The sequence below is a fragment of the Acidimicrobiales bacterium genome (genome assembly GCA_036378675.1).
Taxonomy (GTDB): domain Bacteria; phylum Actinomycetota; class Acidimicrobiia; order Acidimicrobiales; family Palsa-688; genus DASUWA01.
In genome coordinates, this window is sequence record DASUWA010000031.1 from 1 (window position 1) to 19,236 (window position 19,236).

Below are 19,236 nucleotides of genomic sequence, written 5' to 3' on the forward strand. Positions count from 1 at the left end.
CATCATCGAGAGCCATATCACGTAGTCCTTCGACTCCGAGGAAAGCATACTTGGCCATCTCCCCCAACCCGCTCCGGTACTCACGGGGGGGAAGAGTGGTGAGGGTTTCGGTGTCACAGAGAACCGCGCCTGGTTGCCAGAAGGCACCGACGAGGTTCTTGCCTTCGGGCAGGTTGACCCCAGTCTTCCCGCCAATCGCGGCGTCGACCTGGCCCAACAGAGTCGTAGGGACGTGGATTACGGCCACTCCCCGGTGGTACACCGCAGCGGCGAACCCCGCGACGTCGGTGACAACTCCCCCTCCCACTGCGACGACGACGTCTGCGCGGGTCAACCCCCACGCGGTGAAACCGCGACAAAGCTGCTCGACCGACTCGAGATTCTTTGCCTCCTCACCTTGATCGAGAGTGAAGGTCCGCTGTTCGATCCCGGAGTCAACTTGCCAGGGGATGGACTCCTGTGTGACTACGGCTGCCCTGTTGGACTTTGGCGGGAGGTACTCGAGCACGCGGTGGCGGGCGCCCGACCCGACGATGACTGGATAGGAACGGTCACCGAGCTCGACGTTCAGCTCGCGCATTGGTGCTCCCTCACCGCCTTGGCAACCCGCCGGGCGACCTCCCGAGGGTTTACCCGGTCGACATCGAAGACCAGGTCGGCGATGCCCTCATAGATCGGGGCCCTGGCCTCGCTGAGCTCGTTTAGCGCTTTTGCGGGGCCTCCCTTCAACAGCGGTCTTCCCCGGCCATCGCCCACCCGCTTGGTAAGGGTGTTCGGGTCGGCGCGTAGCCATACAACAAGCCCCGCGGACTTGATGGCCTCGCGGTTCCTCGGGTCGAGCACCGCGCCTCCACCGAGGGCCACCACCAGCTGGTCCGGCCGGGAAGCCAGGTCGGCGACGACCTTCACTTCAAGGGAACGGAATCCAGATTCCCCCCCCTGTTCCCAGAGCTCAGCGAAAGGTCGGCCGGCGACCCGGACGACTTCTTCATCGCTGTCGATTTGGGGCCACCCAAGGGCTTCAGCCAGCAAACGACCCGCGGTGGTCTTGCCGACTCCCATCATCCCGATCAGGAAGACCTTCTCGACCCGATCGCTCACCGGCGAAGATGATCTAGGTACGACTCGTGGTTGCGAAGCACTTCCGGCATCGAGTCACCACCGAATTTCCGCAGTGCCTCGCCAGCCAGTACGAGCGACATCATCGTCTCGGCTACCACTCCCATCGCCGGTACGGCAGTCACGTCAGTGCGTTCCTTGAAGGAAACGGTCTCCTCTTTCGTGTCCACGTCTACCGTCTTGAGGACAGGCCGGTTCAATGTTGCGAGCGGCTTCATGGCCACCCGTGCGACGATCGGCTCGCCGTTGGTCATCCCGCCTTCAATTCCACCGCTTCGATTAGTGCCACGCCGGTATTCGCCAGCCGGAGCATCCCAACCGATCGCGTCATGGGCCTCCGAACCACGCCGGCCGGCCACATCCATCGCATCACCGATCTCGACGCCCTTGACTGCTTGGATGCTCAGCAGGGCCTGAGCCAGTAGCCCGTCGAGCTTGCGGTCCCAATGGACGTGGCTGCCCAGCCCGACGGGTACGCCGTAGGCGATCACCTCGACGACACCTCCAAGCGAGTCCCCGACCTTGGCCGCTGCCTTGATCTCGGAGATCATCGCCTCTTCCGCCTCTGGGTCGAAGCAGCGGACCTGGGACTCGTCCACACTGGAAAGATCCTGAGGCAGCGGCCGCTTGGCGGACTTGGAGACCACCGGCCCCATCTGAACGACGTGGCTGACCACCTCGACACCGAGTTCCCTCAGAAACGCCTTGGCGACGGCGCCCGCGGCCACTCTCGCCGCGGTTTCCCGGGCCGACGCCCGCTCCAGGACGTCGCGAGCGTCGTCGAAGCCATACTTCTGCATCCCCGGCAGGTCGGCGTGACCGGGCCTTGGCTGGGTGAGAGGCTTGTCGGTGCGCCCTGGCGCCGGGGACATCTCCTGCTCCCATTTGGGCCATTCGGTGTTGCCGATCTCAATCGCCACCGGGGAGCCGAGTGTCCGCCCGTGACGAATGCCCCCGATGAGAGTCAGCTGGTCCTGCTCGAACCGCATTCTCGGTCCTCGCCCGAATCCCAGCCGTCGGCGGGCCAGCTCGTCCTGAATCTGCTCCGTCGTGATCTGGAGGCCGGCGGGCAAGCCTTCGAGGATCACAACCAGGCCTTGGCCGTGAGATTCGCCGGCGGTTAGGAAGCGGAGCATCGCCGACGATCGTACTGGCAGATTCAGATGGATCCCGAGCCAAATCGCATTCGGCTGCTGGAATCTAAGGGACGGTGAAGCTCCTCGGATTGATCTGCGAATAACCCGAGATAGACGGCGGGCCGTAGAGTGACGACAGCGCGTTGTCGTAATAGACCTGGAGGTGCGGACCGCCGTTGCAGGTCAGGGTATTTATCGTGAGCGAACCGTAATACGCGCTCTTGCACCCGTTGCCAACAAGGTTCGCCTCTGGAGCGTATATCACGCCGCCGAACGTGTACGGGCCGTTGGCGCCTCCGCCGTTCGCACTCCCCATCGTTCCGGTGCTGTTGCTCAGAATCTGGAGTGCCGAGGCAACCGGGAGAGTGGTGCCAGCGGGTGGAGTCCCGGCGGTACCGTCGAATCCAGTGTTCACGGTTGACCCGCCGGCGATGTTCAGGGTTTGGACACCGTTGTTTATGAAGGCGTTGTCGGTTGTGGCGTTCAGGATGATGTATAGCGTGACATTGGGCTGGACCAACACTGTTCCTGCGATCGTCACCGCCGCGTTCTGGCAGAGATAGGTCCCAGCGGGAAGCGAAGAGACACCGTAGGTTGAGCCGAGCTCGTAAATGGTGTCGCCCTTTGCATCAGTCGTTTGAATGCCCGGGCAGGTGCTGGCGGAACTGGGGGCGGTGGGAACAGGTAAAACGTACTTCGAGCTGTTGGCGATTGGACGTGCGCACGAACTCGCCCCGCCTCCACCCGTGTAATACACCTCGCCTACGTTCGTTGGAAGCCCGCCGGCGCATTTGATGGGTCCGTTACTCCCTACCTGAATACAAGACGCGTCGTCCGAGTCCCCGTCATTGTCGCCTCCTAGTGCTCCGCCATTGTCCCCGTCTGAGTCGGAGCAGTCGCCGGTCGCCGTGTCAGGATTCGAGGTAGAGGAAGTGCTCTTGTCGTTGTATGCGCCAAGGGTGTTGCCACTCTGTCCGTTGAAGTCCAGGCCGCCGTTTCCGAAGATCGCGAAAGGATAGAGAACACTGTAGTTGACAGTCTCCTGTACTGCGCCCAACACTCCGTTCACGACCGCCTTGGCCTGAAGAGTCCAGCTTGTGCCTCCGGCGTTCGGAGTCGCCACGTAGCTGACTCCGGTGAGACCGCCCTGCGCCTGGTCACAGGTCGCCGTGCCGACGGTGCCGGTGCCCGTCGCGTCCATGCAGAAAGCGCTCCCGGTAGCGGGCGCCAGCTGGTCAAGTCGGAAGACCGCATCCGAAAGCCCGGCGTCGGCGGCGGAAACGCTCGAGGCCGCGTTGGACTTGGACACGATGTTCAGTTGGTTGCCCGCTACTTCTACCCCGATCGCAGAAACAAGTAGGACCAGTACGAAAATGACTGCTAGGGCGACAACCAGACTTCCGCGCTCGTCACGAGGCTGACGTGTTCGTTTCATGAGCACGGAAGTGACCCCCACTGGTTGTCTTGGTCCGTGATGGCGACATCGTTCCCGATCTGGAACGTCGCGACGCCCGAGATGCTCTTCTGGGTACCAACGGTCAGAGAAACCAAGACTCGAGTGGTACAGGTTTGAAGGCTTGATGGGCTATCAATGGTGGTTATCTCGGATCCGTTGCCCTGGAAATACCTGAAGACTGGGCTTGCCGAGCCGTTTACGACGTTGACTGGTGTGGTGATGGTCGGGTTAGACACAGTGAACGGCCCCGACGCCGACGATGAGGCGTAGCGGGTGAGTGTGTGCGCACCTTGAGTCGTCCCGTTGACTGTTGCAGCTGAGGGCGTATAAACCCACTCGACCCACGTACCAGCCGGTTGGTTCATCTGCAACTCGATCTCTTGAGTGGGTGAGGGAGACGAGTAGCCCACGAACGTGACCTGGTGGGCGCTACGGATGTCGCGTGACACCTGCGCTAAGACTGTGCTTGCCTGTTGTTCGTCGGTGACAGTCGTGTCGTTGCGGGTCGCTGTCTGTTGCAGTGAGAACAGGGCTGTACCTGCAATGACCAGCATGATCGACATGAGAAACAGCACGACCGAGAGCTCGATCAGTGTCATGCCGACATCGGACTTTCGGCGCGCTAGCAACTCTTGGCGGTGCATGAAATTTGGACCTGTGCGGCATCGGAAGTCTGGGCGCCGCCGACGTAGAGAGTAAAGACGATCGTGCCGGCCGCCCATTTCGAGGCGGACGTGTTCCAGGTGAGGGACCCGCTTCCAGCGGGCGCGGAGTCGGTTATAGGTTGATTCTTGAGTTGCGGATCGTATGACACGTAGATGTTGTTGCATGCACTTGTAACCTGCACCGACACCTGGAAGGCCGAGATGCCGATAAGTGTCTTGCTACTCCCGATGGAGGCTGTGCTCGGTGAAACGGTGAAGTTTGAGTACGCGCAGCTTTGGGAGGCGCTGGCCGTTGCTTGGCTCACGACTACCGCGGCTCCCGGAGTTCCGTCGCAGGCGACCTCGAAGACCTGGAACCAATACGTCGTGGTTGCGACCAGGCCATCGACGTTCTGGCGGGGCAGCCCGGTCTGCGAGAACGGAATCCATGGACCACTCGGGCCGTTGCTGCTGTAGTTGACCTGATACTGGACCGGCATCACGGATGAGAAAGTCTCTGATCCTTCTGACCAAGTGAGATCGACCGTGGAGGTGGGGCTGGTCGGGTCTTGGGAAGCGGCCAGCGACTTCGGTGTGGCGGGCAGCGAGCCGCTATTGGTGCAGGCTGGGGCGCTTGGGTTGTTGTTGTTGTGTCCCCCCGACCCATATGTGCCCTCGCCTCCTGGATAGATCGCTGACGTCTGACTGACGTGCCATGGGATACCTCCGACACTCCACGACACCCCCACCCAGGTCAACTTGTAAGCGGCTGAGCTCCCGGTGGAAGCGCTCACCCAGTAGACGCATCGGCTAATTGTGAATGTGACGGGTGAAATCGTCTGGGTGGTCAGGAGGTTGTTGTTGACGTTATCTAGTGCGGATCCCCCTGTCAGCTTCACCGGTTCTAACCCGGCTCTCGTGTTCCAGGCCGGCGCCGTACCGCCAGTTTGGAATGTATTGGATGGGGAAACGCAACTGAGCGCGGTGCTGCCGCTGGTGGAGTAATCACCCTGATTCCACCCGATTTGGTAGAAGGGAAATGCTCTCATCTCCTCGATCGCCCCGACTGCGAGCCCGTTTGCGGTGCTCCGGTAGTTGGCGGCTGCGGTCGCCTTGAGCTCGCCGTAGAAGGCCGGAGCCAGGGCAACCATCACTATCGCGAGGACAAGCATGGCGATCATCAGCTCGACGATGGTGAAGCCTCGTTCGCGCCCGGCTTTGACCAGCTTGCCCACGGTTGGTGTCATCGGTCCTTTAGGGAGCAACCTTTACGATTGCCGGGATTGCTTCCTAAGTGCGCCGCGGGCACTTTGGCCCTAGCAGGACGGTCCGTAGGACCGCGTCAGATCCACGGGAGGCGAGCAACGAATGCGTTGGCCTGCCCTCGGGCGCTGCAGACGAGGATTTGCCCGATTGGAGCAGTGCCTAACGCGGCGATCGCCGGGGACCCGAACGGGTTCTCAGAGAGATCGTGTCTTACACCGTGCGGGTACCAGGGGCGAATGGTGCTGTGGAGGTGGTTAGCGGAGACAAGGCGTGGACGTGGACGTCATGGTGGTGTAGCTCCTTCACCCAAATCAACCACGCTGCGACGACTATTGCGGCCAGGAGAAACACCCCCGTAAGGATCCGCTTCCACAAGGGGCGCGGGCTACGAGAAGCGTCGATCATGGCCGTCGCACCTCAGGGAGAAGGCTGCCCGGCGTAGAAGATACGTGCTGTGATGTTCGCAGCCGAGTTCCCGACGCCACTAATCGACACTCTGTCGATCACGACGGTACGAGACATCTTCGAAAGCGCTCCCACGAAAGCTTTGAGCTGATTGAAGGGGCCGATCGCGCTTATCGTTAGAGTGACTGCCGGGGGTCCTGACGCCTGCGAGCCAGAACTCGAACTTGAACTCGGCCCCGATCCGCTAGCGGCCTGTGACGGTGTCAGTGTTGCGATCGTAACCGCATTCTGAAGTGCCGCCTGGTGCATCAGATTCAGGGTTTGGTCGAGTTGCGGGTTGTCGGGTAACTGTTGTTGAAGTTGGGCGAACGCCGCATTGTCGGCTGGAATTTGCTTCACCAAGCCCTCTAGCTGCCCAACCTGCGTTTGAAGGTCACTTACCTTCTGGTCAGCTGCAGCGCGGGCCTTGTGGGCCGACTTGAGGCTTTTGGACTCCGGTGACCAAAGGAGGAAGAACCAAGCAACAACGAGGACGAGGGCGGCCCCTACCGCGATCACGGATATCTTTCGGTTGGCGGTCATTACGGATTGACACCTCGATCTCTATGGCTTAGTGCATTTGGCGTGAGGCTGGTCGTCGACGCGAAAGTCACCGCACCACCATTGGTCGTTTCGGCGATTCCGGTCACCCATGTCCCCTGCACCGACGGATCCTTTTGCAAGCCGTCCAGCCAAGCAGCCGTGACGGGAAGTCCACCGTTTCCAGTCAGGGATACTCCAATAGATCCGGTACTCGATCCCGAGCTGGCGGAGCTCGTGGAGCCGCGAGTTCCCGTGAAACTTTCGATCTGGAGGCTTGCGGGCATCGAGTTCTGTATTCCGGATATGACACTGACCCAATCGACGTCACCCTGTAGCGCAGACTTGACCAGGTGAGCTCGAGCGGCCACCCTGGTATGGATAGCGGTCTCAACCTGAAGTTGGGTGACCTTTGCTTGAAGCGAAGCTGCCTTCGCTTGAGCCTCGTGGACTTTCGACCTCTCGAGGTGCACTGCCACGGCTTCCGCGCCGCCGACGAAAGCCAGGAGACCCGCGACACCGGCCACGCCCGCCGCTGCGAGAATCGCCAGACGGCGTGTGCGGCGGGCTTCGGCGACATCGCCCGGGAGAACTGATAGACGGCGCCCCGGAGCGTCTGCTGTCCAAAGAGCAAGGCCCACCGCAGTAGCGCTAGTTGCACGCGCTCTGCGAAGGGCATCCTCGTCCAGTCCAAGATCATCGAGAGTGACGACTGCAAAGGGATCGATTCGCCTGATGTCGACGTCAGTTGTTCCGGCAAGCTCCTCTGCGAGGCCCACCGTCATTGACGCGCCCCCTGTGATGAGCAAGCGATCGATGGGGCCTCCTACAGCTTGGCTGAGAAAGAAGTCCATGGTTGCTCGGACATCTTCGCCAAGGTCGCGCAGTTCCGAACCCATGGCTTTGCGAGCTTGCGCGAGTTGAGGAGTTCCATTAGGGACAGCTCCTCGTTTGAGCGTCTCGGCGATCGCAGGTTCGACGTGCAGCGCCGAAGCGATTCCAGCCGTCAGCTTGCCTCCACCTATTGCGAGACTACGAATGAAACGAGGTATTCCCGCTTGGCGAACAGCGACCGTGGTCAGCTCAGCCCCGATCGAGACGATTGCTTCAACGCCTGAGTCTGCCGCGGGCGGGACTACCCGCATCAAGGCGAGCGGTGAAGCGTCAACTGCAACGGCTTCCAGTCCGGCTTGCTCAAGCGCCGCGAGGTGAGCCTTGAGCATCTCGCGATGGGCAGCAACGATGAGGATCCGCATGGTTGCACGGCCATCGTCGTCGGTGCTATCGCCACGCTCCAGGATCTGGAAGTCGAAATGAGCATCCTCCATGGGAATGGGAATGAGCTCCTGTGCGTCAAAGCGGAGCGAAGATCGTAGATCCTCTTCGTTCAATGCCGGAACATCTGCTTGGCGTACGATCAGCCGGTGACCTGAGACGCCCAATACGACTTTTCTCGAGGAGAAGTCGCCCGCGTCCCACAGCCGGCGGAGGGCTTCCGCCACCACCAGGGGATTGACGACCTCTCCATCGACTACGGCTCCAGACGGAAGCCCGACCTGGGCGTAGCGCCGCAGGCGGCAGTGGTGTCGCTCGATCCGTATCTCGGCAGCTCGGACCGCGGATGAGCCGATGTCAAGGCCGATGCTGTTGGCTTCCATCGTTTCCCCTACGCGCCCGTCGACTTGGTACTCACAGATGGAGATATCGGCGCCTGCGGCCCGGGCTTTACCGAGACTCCGGAATATCTCGCGATTGGCCCGCCTATTCCGAGGTCAGTGAACGAAATGATTGCTGTACCAATGGATGATTGGCGCAGCGAGGAGCACCGCGAAAAGTGAGCCTGCGGCAAGGAAGACGCCGTACGGCAAGGCCGTCTTACGACCGGCTTTCCCAGACGCCATAAGAGCGATCCCAACGAGAGCACCCGTGAGGTTGGCGGCCATAAATCCAATGAAAAGGTACCAAGGTCCAAGCCAGCCCAATGCCAGGCCGATCAGACCGGCCAGACGAACGTCTCCGAAGCCCATCCAAGCAGGCCTTATGAAATTGATAGCGAAGAAGAGCCCGAAGGCGATGACTGCACAAACCACGGCGATCCCCAGGCGTCGCCACTCTCCCTGGGCGGCAGCCGCCAGAAGGAGAAGTCCGGCGACGATCGCGGACGTTGGATACAAGATTGCCCGTGGCAAAAGGAACCGCTCGAGGTCAACCGCTGCCAAGGCCATTAGGCCCCCGGAAAAGGCAAGCTCCGGTGGCAATGACCAGCTCGGGCCGAACCGCACTGCAACAAGCGTGAAGATCACCGCCGTCAGAGCTTCCACCACGGGGTATCGGGCTGATATCCGCGCCGAGCATGAACGGCAGCGTCCGCCAAGTATGAGCCAGGACAGGACCGGAATGTTGTCCCGAGGACTCACCGGTGTGTGACATGACGGACATGCCGAGGCCGGAGACACAATGGACATCCCGGCCGGGACCCGGTAGATCACGACGTTTAGGAATGAGCCAATCGCGAGACCGAGGAGCGCGGCCGCCAGCACTGTCACGGTAAACATATTCAAACTCTCAGAGGGTTAGGGCGTAGGCAAGGATAGTTGCTTTATCCGAAAGGGCCCCACCATAAGGTGGGGCCCTTTGCTGTTACAACGGTTGGCTGTGATTGATTAGAAGGCTTGCTCCCAGTTGCCAACTGACTGATGAGCAGTTGTGGTGCCTGGTCCGCCGCCCGGCGTAGCCGGGGTGGAGCATCCACCGGCGGCGTTCTTGCCGGTCTGGAAGTACTGGGTTCCGGCGGGAACGCTCGTCGCTGCGCCACCGGCTGGCGTGAAGGTGGCCGGCTGGTCAAGCGCGAAGATCGTATAGCAGTTGTTGTCCTTGCCGAGGCCGGTCAGGAAGACGCCGTTGGTGTTGGCGTCGATGGCCACCAAAACGGTGTTCGGCTTGGGGGCCGCCGGCCAGGCGGTCTGCCAGTCGAGGTTCGACTCGATACCGGACATGTCAGCCACCACCGCGTCGAATGCCTGGTTGTTCGTCCACTGGGTCTGCTCCGCGGTGAGAGCGTTACGCAGGTTGGACTGGGTCGCCCTGGCGTTGGCGCTGTTACGGGCCCCGAGGAACGTGGGGATAGCGATCGCCAACAGGATCGCGATGATCAGCACGACAACCATGAGTTCGATAAGGGTGAAGCCCTGCTCGTCGTCACGGCCGAGGCGCTGCTTGATGGATTCCAGCATGTGTTTGCCTTTCGGGTTCGGTTCATGACAGCGAGCCTGCTTTTGAACCCCTGGCCCCTCCCCCCGGCAAAAACCCGGTTCAAGTGCTCCAGGCAGCCCGGCTGGCCCTCGTCCATGACGTCTGGCCCCGTGGCTTTGCGTCACCGCCTCTCGACGGCTTTGCCTTTTTCTCGAGCGCTGCTCGCACCCACAACATCGGCGCGTGAGGTATCAACCTGAGAAGTTTCTGGGATCCGACCCTGAGAAATGTCTCAATCTGGGATCCGACCCTGAGAAATCTCTCAATTTGGACTCGACCATCGCTGACTGCCGCCTTACCCCCCCGGCAGGGTCGTGGTACTGCTCACGTTAGAAGCGCTCGTCGGTACCGTAGTTGTACTAGTAGCCGGCGGCGTCGTGGTAGTTGAGCTTCCAGGACTGGATGAGGGAGTCGTAGTTGACGTCGTCGTGCTGGCGTTTGTGTTAGATCCGCCATTCCCGGTTCCGTCAACAACTATTGGCGTTGTCGAACCTGGCTGAGGCTGCCAACCAGGAGGGGGCTGCGTCTGGGACGGGACGTTGCCGGCGGTCGAAACTACTGCGGGAGCTGCCGGTTTTGACGGCGTGGGTGCCAGATGAACGGGCACAGGAACGTTTGCGTCGTGGACACGACCGAAACCAGCAAGGTCAGACCACCAGATGGAACTGACCCGTACGACATCGCCCGTGTGTGGTGCGTTGATCATCAAGCCGCTGCCGATGTAGATCCCGACGTGATGGATGTCGCTCTTGCCGAAGAAGACGAGATCTCCGGGAAGAAGCTGCGAAAGCGGAACCGGGACGGTCCAGTTGTCCTGGTCCGCCGCTACTCGGGGAATGTCCACGCCCGCCTGGTGCCAGACGAACTGTGTTAACCCTGAACAGTCGAACGTGTCGGGACCTGTGGCGCCCCAGACATACTGCTTGCCGAGCTCGGAGAACACCCAGGCGAGCGCGATCGGCGTCGTCGATACCGGCGGCGGCAGGGGTGACGCGGGGGTGAACTCGAGTCCAGCTGTGGAGAGCAGCTCTTGACCGGCCTGGCCGGCCAGGGCAGTCGTCTCAGCCATCAGCTGGGGACTTGACGCGGCTACCACCGCCGCCAGCTGGGTTTCCAGAGCCGCTTCAGCTGCTCTCTCGGCGGCCACTGCGACAGCAGCCTGCTGTGCAGCCTGATCGGCTTGCTGCTGCGCCGACTTGGCGACGGCCAATTCCGATTTCCGGATCGACGCGTCGTACTTTCTGGTCGAGAGGATGCCGCCAGGCGTCAACGCCGTGCTGGCGTAGTCAGAAGCGTAGGCGAGCTTGTCACCGGCCCCGGGGTTGACGCGGACGTATGTCGGACCGCTCGTGTACATGAACAGGACTGCGTGCTTCAGCGCGCCGTCGAGGTCTGAGTATGCCCGGGCAGCCGCTTCGGCATGGGACTCGGCGTTAGCGGCTTCGGAGTCAGCTGCGGCTTCAACCGCGGCCGCCTGGGTGGCTGCTACGGCGTCGGCATCGAGCTGCTTCTGGGTGGCTGCGATCTGGGAGCGAAGCTGAGCGCTCAACGCGCTGTCGGAGCTCAAGCTCAGGGCCATGGCGTACAGGGACTGGATGGGCTGGCCATCCGTGATGTCAGGCGAGACAGTGGGAAGCGGTGGAACCGAGTTCCCCGGCGGGGAGGGCGCCGGAGCTGGAGACGGTGGGGCTGCCGGCGAACTACCTGCGGCGCCCGCGGCTACACGAGGGAGGCCGACCAGGCAAATGATCGCCACGGTTGCACCACCCGCGCGCAGGCGACCGCCGCTCGCCTTCAACCGCATCGATCGAGATGATTTCATACGTGCCAAAACAGAAATCCCAGAAACCGCCCAACTGATCGTCAATTCATCGGCCAGCGGTCCCCTGTTCCTGAAGTCGCTACCAGCGATTCATGCGGCCCGAACCGCCGTCACCAGCTTCGAGAGGGAGTCCTTGGCGTCCCCAAAGAGAAGCACGGTCTTCGGGTCGTAGAGAAGGGCGTTGTCGACCCCCGAGAACCCTGGTCGCATACTTCTCTTCATGAACACGACATGCGCTGCCTCGTCGGCGTTCAGTATCGGCATTCCATATAGCGGGCTGCCTGGATCGTCGCGAGCGGCCGGGTTGACCACGTCGTTTGCGCCGACCACCAGCGCAACGTCCGTACCGGAGAACTTGGCGTTGGCCTCGTCGAGATCGTCGAGGTCTTCGTACGGGACGTTTGCCTCTGCAAGAAGTACGTTCATATGGCCTGGCATTCTTCCTGCCACCGGATGTATCGCGTACGAGACTTCGACCCCCCTGGTTTCGAGGGCCCTCGCGAGCTCTACGACCGTCTGCTGTGCCTGCGCGACAGCCAGTCCATATCCCGGCACGATGAGCACCCGTCTGGAGTAGGCCAAGAGGGTGGCGATGTCATCTGCGTCGGCTGACCGGACGCTTTGAGCCCCCTGTTCCCCTCCGAGCAACTCGGTTGACCCAGCGGTCGTCAAGCCACCGAGAAGGATGTTCGGCAGCGACCGCCCCATCGCGTCACTCATCATCTTCGTTAGCAAAGCCCCAGAGGTGCCTACGAGGGTGCCCGCCACGACGAGGATCATGTTTCCCAAGGCGAAGCCATCCGCGGCCACCGCCAGTCCAGTCAGGGAGTTGAGCAGTGAGATTAGAACGGGTGTATCTGCACCTCCGACCGGAAGGCAGATGTCCACGCCCAAGGCCAGCGCAAACATCGCAAGAAGCAGAAGCCCTGCGACATGAGGATCGACTACCATCCAGATCCCCAGCGCAAGGAGCGCGACGAAGGGTGCCACATTCGCCTGGGGCTGCCCGGGAAACGTTATTGGGCGGCCGGTCAAGGTTCCCTGGAGCTTGGCAAACGCAATCAGGCTGCCGGATAACGACACGCACCCAATGACCAACCCGAACGTGATCTCGACCAGGTGCAAGTCACTCGGACTTGAAGACTGAGTCGAGAGAAAATGGACGACCGATACGAGCGCTGCCGCACCACCCCCAACTCCGTTGAAGATCGCCACAAGCTGGGGCATTGCGGTCATGTGGACCAGACGGGAGGCGGGAACGCCAATCAGCGTGCCGATCACCATGCCTATCGGAATGATGCCGTAGGGTCCGGCATGACTGTCGGCCAATGTGAGACCCACGGCGACGGTCATCCCGGCCACGCCGACCAAATTACCTAGCCGTGCCCTTCGAGGGGAACTGAGAGCCTTCAGCGCGACGATGAAGCAGACCGCGGAGACGAGGTAACCCCCAACGAGACCGTTGTTGGCGAGAGTGGCGCCGATCACTTCTCGCCCGATGTGCCCGGCTCGTGCTGTCGGTCACGACCTTTGAACATCTCAAGCATGCGGTCGGTGACGACCACCCCGCCGACTATGTTCAGCGTCGCAAGGATGACCGCCATTAGCGCGAGGAAGATCTGCAAACCACCGCGCGCCTCATTCGCGATAACCATCGTCCCCACGAGGATCACTCCGTGAATCGCGTTGCTGCCGGACATCAACGGAGTGTGCAGGATGCTCGGCACCTTTGATATCACTTCGTAACCGAGGAAGGCGGCGAGGACGAACACGACGAGAAGGTCGAGCCCGGTGTCGATCATTCTGCAGTCCCTTCCATTGCCGCCCTGGTCGGCTCGTGCTGCACTCTTCCCGCTCCGGTCAGTCGCATTCCGACGAGAACCTCATCGTCGGATTCACTGACGATGTCACCGTCGCGAATCAATAGAGCAAGGAAGTTCGACACGTTCCGCGAGTAGAGCGCACTTGATGAAGTTGCAACGTCCGATGCCAAGTTCCCCGCACCAATCACTAACACTCCGTTGTGTTCCACTTCCTCGCCGTCACGCGTCAGTTCGCAGTTACCACCTGATGCGGCGGCCATATCTACTATGACCGCTCCTTGGCGCATTCGCTCGACGGTCGCTCTGGTAATGAGCCGTGGTGCAGGCCTACCAGGGACTGCCGCGGTTGTTATCACTGCGTCCGACTCGGAGACCCTGATAGCCACTAGCTCTTGCTGTCGGGCCAGAAACTCCTGGCTCTGCTCAGCTGCGTACCCGCCAGTGCCTTGAGCGGCGTCGAGTTCTAACTGCACGAATCTGGCACCCAGGCTACGCACCTCTTCGGCGGCCTCGGGCCGGATGTCGTAACCGGACACTGACGCCCCGAGCCTTCGCGCAGTGGCGATGGCCTGCAGGCCTGCCACCCCCGCGCCCAGCACGAGCACCTTCGCGGGCGGAACGGTGCCTGCAGCGGTCATTAGAATTGGAAACATCCGCCCAAGGCGCCTAGCCGCAAAAATCGCAGCCTCGTACCCCGCGGCGCTCGCCTGTGAGCTGAGGGCGTCGACCGACTGGGCGCGGCTGATCCTTGGTACGAGATCGAAGGAGAAGGTTGTTATGCCCCGATCCCGGAGCCGCCCGACGATTCTCAAGTGAGTGGCGGGCGGGAGGAAGCAAAGCAGCGTGGAGTGCTGCGGCAGGTTGGCCACCTCCGACTCACTCGGCGGCCTAACCTTCACAAGCACACCAGCTGCCTTGTCCAGAGCTCCCGGGAGGGACGCGACAGCCGCGCCGGCAAGTTCGTATTCCGAGTCTGGGTGTCCGGCTGGATCTCCGGCCCCGCTCTCGACAACCACCTCGAGGCCCAGGTTGGCCAGCCGGGTCAAGTCCGCTGGTACGAGGGCAACCCTCCGTTCGCCAGGCTCGGTCTCCCTGAGTACGACGAGTCTCGTCACCGCATCGAATCCTGCCATGCGGACCGCAATCAGCCGCGCATGCTCTGAAGTCAGCGGTTAACCGTTATTTCCGACGAGTTTGATGATGTCGAACATGGGCAGGTAGAGAGACACGACCATCGCGCCGACAGCGCCACCCAGAACAACAATCAGGAGAGGCTCCAGAAGCGACGTGAGCGCCTCCACGGTCCGCGCTACCTCCTGCTCGTAGAAGGTCGCAATCTTTCGCAGAAGAGTGTCCAACGCGCCGGTCTCCTCTCCGACTGCCATCATCTGCGTAACCATCGGAGGGAACACCGGATGCTCTTCCAGAGGCCGTGTCATCGCCTCGCCCTTTTTGGCTCCCTCTGCGATGGCGCGAACCCCATCGGCGACGACAACGTTCCCGACGGTATCGGCGGTGATCTCGAGAGACTCGAGCACCGGTACACCCGATGAAAGCAATGTCGCGAGTGTGCTGGAGAATCTCGTCATGGCAGTTTTTCGGACCAATCCGCCGAAGATCGGCACCCGGAGAAGCACGCGGTCGCGCGCCTGACGACCGGTAGCCGTGCGCACCCAACGACGATATGCATAAACAACTCCCGCGACTGTGAGGATGACGAAGGGGAAAGCATGCACGAAGATGTTCGAGATGCCGACAAGCATCCGGGTCGGGAGGGGAAGCGTTCCCTTGAGAGAGTCGTACATCTTTTTGAAGATCGGCACAATGAACAAGAGCATCGCAGTAAGGATGCAACAGACGAGAGCGAGGACCATCGCCGGGTAGGCCAACGCCGAACGAATCTTCCCACGAAGCTCGACCTGCTTCTCAATAGTGGTCGCCAATTCGTTCAGGGTGATGTCAAGGTTGCCGCCTGTTTCACCCGCGCGAACCATCGCAACATACAGCCGGTTGAATTGTTTCGGGTGTCTGGACATCGCCTGCGAGAGGGAGGATCCGGACTGGATGTCCGCTCGGAGCGAATCGATTACGGTCGAGAAGTACTGGCTCTCGGTTTGCACCACCAGAATCGACAACGCCCGGAGCAAGGTCAAGCCCGAGTTGATCATGGTGGAAAACTGCCGGCTAAAGATTGCGATGTCTTTTAGCTTTACCCGATTGGAAAACCCCGGGATCTGCAAGTCTTTCTTGACGCCGGCGCCCGCCTTCTTGTCGATCGCGATGGGCACGTAGCCCATCTGGCGGAGGCGGTTTGCTACAAGCGCAGTGTTATCGGCGTCGATCGTGCCTGAGAGGACCTTCCCGGACCTGTCCCGAACCTTGTATGCGTACGTTGTGGACATCAGCGAGCTCCTGCGACTAGCCGGCGTAGTTCGTCCTCGTGGTGGCAGCGCTCTAGGGCTACCTCGAGAGAGATTTTTGAGCCGCGGACCAAATCGGCGAGGGATTGGTCCATGGTCTGCATCCCGAACTTCCCACCGCCCTGCATGGCGCTGTAGATCTGGTGAACTTTGCCCTCACGAATCATGTTCCGGATGGCGGGCGTGGCAATGAGAACTTCGCAAGCCACCCCTCGACCCTTGCCACCGAGCCGTGGAAGGAGCTGCTGACAGACCACCGCCTGCAGTGCCGCCGCCAGCTGGACACGAATCTGTTGCTGCTGGTGGGCCGGGAAGACGTCGATCACGCGGTCAATCGACTGCGGTGCGTCCTGGGTGTGAAGGGTGCCGAACACCAGGTGGCCAGTTTCTGCCGCCGTAAGGGCGGTGGAGATGGTTTCGAGGTCCCGCATTTCGCCCACCAGAATCACGTCCGGGTCCTGCCGAAGGACGTGCTTGAGGGCGGCTGCGAACGATTTGGTGTCTTCGCCAACCTCTCGCTGGTTAACAACCGATCGCTTGCTGGTGTGAACGAACTCGATCGGATCCTCGACGGTCATGATGTGGTCGGGTCGGGTCGTATTGACGATGTCAACTACAGACGCCAACGTGGTCGACTTGCCGGAACCAGTTGGCCCACAAACTAGAACGAGACCTCGCGGAAGGTTGGCCAGGTCACCGACGACCGCGGGGACCCCTAGCTTGTCCAGCGGGACGATCTTGAACGGAATAGCACGGAGGACCGCACCAACCGAGTCCTTCTGGAGGAAGACGTTGAGCCGGAACCGACCTGCGTTTGGCACCGAATGAGAGGTGTCGAGCTCGAGTTCTTCCTCGAACTTCTCACGCTGGCGTTGGGCGAGGATCCCGTAAACGAGGCGCCTTGTTTCCGATGGGGTTAGTACGTCGTAGCCCTCCATCGGTCGCAAATGCCCATCAACGCGGATGCACGGAGGCAGACCGGCGCTTATGTGAAGGTCGGAGGCGCCCGAGGCCACCATTTCGGCAAGCAACACGTTCAGATGAAGCTCCGCTGGAGGGGGCTCCTCCCCCACCGCGACATCTGGCTTGGCGGCGGCCGGCGCATCATCGACGTTGTACAGAACTTCTATCGCGAGAGAAATATCCGCCGCGGCCGCGAGTACGGCCTCGACCGTCCAGCCGGTCTCACGGGATATCTGATCTATTGCCGACTGGTCGGTCGGGTTCTCCATCGCGACACGTAGCAGCGTGGTGTTCATTCCCACCGCGACGGCCCGTAAGCGCTGAGCCATCGCCAGTGGAAGCATGCCAGCGACCATGCTTGGGATGGGGTCACGGTCAGGATCCCACACCGGAATGCCGAGGTGGGCGCCGATGGCGGCGATCAGGTCACGCTCACCGACGAGGCCCTCAGAGGCGAGGAGCTTTGTAAGAGGAATGCCGGTCTCCGCCTCACGGACCAGCGACTCCTCGAGAACATCGCGGGAGAGGACCTTGCGGGATACGAGGAACTCCCCCACCACCCTGGATGCGGCGATCATGACTATCCCTTCGGAATGAAATGGTCGGGGCTGTAGCGGATGCTGACCCGCTCAGGCGACGACCCGGAGGATCTCTTCGATCGAAGTGCCGCCCTGGCTCACGGCCACTAAACCGGCCTGCCGAAGGGTGAGCATCCCCTGGCCAATAGCGAGCTTGCGGATGTCATCGGAATGCCCTCGTTCGACGATCAGCCGTTCGACTTCCTCGGAGATTGGGAGGACCTCGTGAACCGCGAAGCGTCCGTGAAAACCGGTTCCGCCACAGGCTCCGCAACCGTGAGACCGAAAGATCTCGGTCGACTTGTCGATCTCCCCCAGGCGCTCGACGTCCCATCCAACGGACACGAGTTCTGACATCTCAGGCTTGTACGCCTTCTTGCACTTGTCGCAGAGCCGGCGAGCCAGGCGCTGAGCCACTACACAATCGAGCGCGCTGCCCACCAGGAACGGCTCGACGCCCATCTCGATCAAACGTGATGGAGTGGATGCCGCATCGTTGGTGTGGAGCGTGGAGAGGACGAGGTGCCCGGTCAGAGCGGCCTCGATACCGATAATCGCTGTCTCGCGGTCGCGGATCTCCCCGACGAGAACGATGTCGGGGTCCGAACGCAGAATGCTTCTCAGTGCGGCCGCAAACGTGAGGCCGGCCTTGGAGTTCACCTGCACCTGGTTGATACCGGGGAGCTGGTATTCGACAGGATCCTCGACCGTGATGACGTTCTTCGACTCGTCGTTCAGAATGTTCAGCGTCGCGTAGAGGGTCGTGGATTTCCCTGACCCGGTGGGCCCCGTCACGAGAATCGTCCCGTACGGCTTTCGATAGGACTCCTCGTATCGGGACATGTTCTCGGGGAGAAATCCGAGGTCCGACAGTCTGAGCAATGCGGTTGACTTGTCGAGCACGCGCATGACGACCTTCTCGCCGTGCACGGTGGGAAGCGTCGCTACGCGTAAGTCGACGTGGCGTCCGTCGATCATCGTGGTGATCCGCCCGTCTTGCGGGATCCGTCGCTCGGCGATGTTGATGTCAGCCATCACCTTGAGGCGACTGACGATCCCGGATTGGATGCGTTTGGGAGGGCGCATCACCTCGTGGAGCACACCGTCGATGCGGTACCTGACACGAACATCGTCCTCGCCGGGCTCTATGTGGATGTCCGAGGCCCGGTCATTGATCGCCTGGGTGACCAAGAGGTTGACCAACTTGACGATCGGCGAGTCCTCGGTGATCTCACGGACCCTGGAAAGGTCTGCCTCACCCTCGAAGGTGCTCGCCGCCTCTGCGCTGACGTCCTCGGCTTCGCTGTCGACTCTGTGGAAGCGACCTATGGCGGCCACGACCGAGCCCGCCGTTGCCACGGCGATGCGGATCTCTGCACCGGTGACCGTACGGATGTCGTCGACAGCAAAAACGTTCGACGGGTCGGCCATCGCCACGATCAGCCGGCCCTCGTACCACCCGATCGGAAGAGCCATGTAGCGCCTGGCCATCGAGTCGCCGATCAACCGGGCCGCGGCAGCGTCGACCGGATACTCGGTGAGGTCGACGAACTCGAGCTTCAGGTGCCTGGCGAGCGTGGCGACCAGATCGGTCTCGCTTACCAGCGAATCGTCTATGAGGATCCTTGCAAGATCCTGGCCACGCTCAGTCCGTACAGAAAGTGCCTTCTGGCACGCCTCCTCCGTGAGCAGGCCCGCGTCGACGAGGAGCTTGCCGAGAAGCTCATCGTCTGTGGGGGCGGCAGGTTCCACCCCCAGGGAAGGGGCAGCCAT

General features: G+C 61.5%; 16 protein-coding genes and 1 riboswitch. All 16 genes read right to left on the reverse strand.

Going from position 1 to position 19,236, the window contains the following annotated elements; genetic code table 11:
* Positions 1-580: iron-containing alcohol dehydrogenase (locus VFZ97_10860; GenBank protein HEX6393934.1), on the reverse strand; the 580-nt coding region annotated here is incomplete at its 3' end.
* The gene (locus tag VFZ97_10865) at positions 568-1,101 is read right to left on the reverse strand and encodes a shikimate kinase (protein HEX6393935.1); all 534 of its coding nucleotides are present in this window, start codon (positions 1,099-1,101) and stop codon (positions 568-570) included. The genes VFZ97_10860 and VFZ97_10865, both read right to left, overlap by 13 nt.
* Positions 1,098-2,255: a chorismate synthase gene (aroC, locus tag VFZ97_10870; GenBank protein HEX6393936.1), complete on the reverse strand. Its 1,158-nt coding sequence runs from the start codon at positions 2,253-2,255 to the stop codon at positions 1,098-1,100. Before aroC ends, VFZ97_10865 begins: the two co-directional genes overlap by 4 nt.
* A gap of 64 nt (positions 2,256-2,319) precedes the next feature.
* Positions 2,320-3,690, reverse strand: coding sequence for a hypothetical protein (locus VFZ97_10875; protein ID HEX6393937.1), 1,371 nt, complete (start codon positions 3,688-3,690; stop codon positions 2,320-2,322).
* Entirely contained in the window at positions 3,687-4,310 is a 624-nt protein-coding gene (locus VFZ97_10880) for a type II secretion system protein (protein HEX6393938.1), read from the reverse strand. The genes VFZ97_10875 and VFZ97_10880 overlap by 4 nt, the downstream gene beginning before the upstream one ends.
* 23 nt (positions 4,311-4,333) lie before the next feature.
* Positions 4,334-5,602: a type II secretion system protein gene (locus VFZ97_10885; GenBank protein HEX6393939.1), complete on the reverse strand. Its 1,269-nt coding sequence runs from the start codon at positions 5,600-5,602 to the stop codon at positions 4,334-4,336.
* 1,005 nt (positions 5,603-6,607) lie between these two features.
* Positions 6,608-8,263, reverse strand: coding sequence for a type IV pilus assembly protein PilM (gene pilM, locus VFZ97_10890; GenBank protein ID HEX6393940.1), 1,656 nt, complete (start codon positions 8,261-8,263; stop codon positions 6,608-6,610).
* A gap of 114 nt (positions 8,264-8,377) precedes the next feature.
* Complete coding sequence (locus tag VFZ97_10895; GenBank protein ID HEX6393941.1) at positions 8,378-9,160, reverse strand: prepilin peptidase; 783 nt, start codon at positions 9,158-9,160, stop codon at positions 8,378-8,380.
* Positions 9,161-9,268: 108 nt separating this feature from the next.
* Entirely contained in the window at positions 9,269-9,838 is a 570-nt protein-coding gene (locus VFZ97_10900) for a prepilin-type N-terminal cleavage/methylation domain-containing protein (protein HEX6393942.1), read from the reverse strand.
* An 88-nt stretch (positions 9,839-9,926) separates the two neighbouring features.
* Positions 9,927-10,012: riboswitch (cyclic di-GMP riboswitch) on the reverse strand.
* A gap of 140 nt (positions 10,013-10,152) precedes the next feature.
* Positions 10,153-11,661, reverse strand: coding sequence for a C40 family peptidase (locus tag VFZ97_10905; GenBank protein HEX6393943.1), 1,509 nt, complete (start codon positions 11,659-11,661; stop codon positions 10,153-10,155).
* Positions 11,662-11,769: 108 nt separating this feature from the next.
* The gene (locus tag VFZ97_10910; GenBank protein ID HEX6393944.1) at positions 11,770-13,167 is read right to left on the reverse strand and encodes an NAD(P)(+) transhydrogenase (Re/Si-specific) subunit beta; all 1,398 of its coding nucleotides are present in this window, start codon (positions 13,165-13,167) and stop codon (positions 11,770-11,772) included.
* Positions 13,164-13,481 carry an NAD(P) transhydrogenase subunit alpha gene (locus tag VFZ97_10915; GenBank protein ID HEX6393945.1) on the reverse strand — a complete coding sequence of 106 codons (318 nt, stop codon included), beginning with the start codon at positions 13,479-13,481 and terminating at the stop codon, positions 13,164-13,166. The genes VFZ97_10910 and VFZ97_10915 overlap by 4 nt, the downstream gene beginning before the upstream one ends.
* Entirely contained in the window at positions 13,478-14,617 is a 1,140-nt protein-coding gene (locus VFZ97_10920) for a Re/Si-specific NAD(P)(+) transhydrogenase subunit alpha (protein ID HEX6393946.1), read from the reverse strand. The genes VFZ97_10915 and VFZ97_10920 overlap by 4 nt, the downstream gene beginning before the upstream one ends.
* Positions 14,618-14,674: 57 nt before the next feature.
* Positions 14,675-15,904, reverse strand: coding sequence for a type II secretion system F family protein (locus VFZ97_10925; protein HEX6393947.1), 1,230 nt, complete (start codon positions 15,902-15,904; stop codon positions 14,675-14,677).
* Positions 15,904-17,463 (reverse strand): PilT/PilU family type 4a pilus ATPase, encoded by a 1,560-nt coding sequence (locus VFZ97_10930; GenBank protein ID HEX6393948.1) that lies wholly within the window; start codon positions 17,461-17,463, stop codon positions 15,904-15,906. Before VFZ97_10930 ends, VFZ97_10925 begins: the two co-directional genes overlap by 1 nt.
* 51 nt (positions 17,464-17,514) lie before the next feature.
* Complete coding sequence (locus tag VFZ97_10935) at positions 17,515-19,236, reverse strand: ATPase, T2SS/T4P/T4SS family (GenBank protein HEX6393949.1); 1,722 nt, start codon at positions 19,234-19,236, stop codon at positions 17,515-17,517.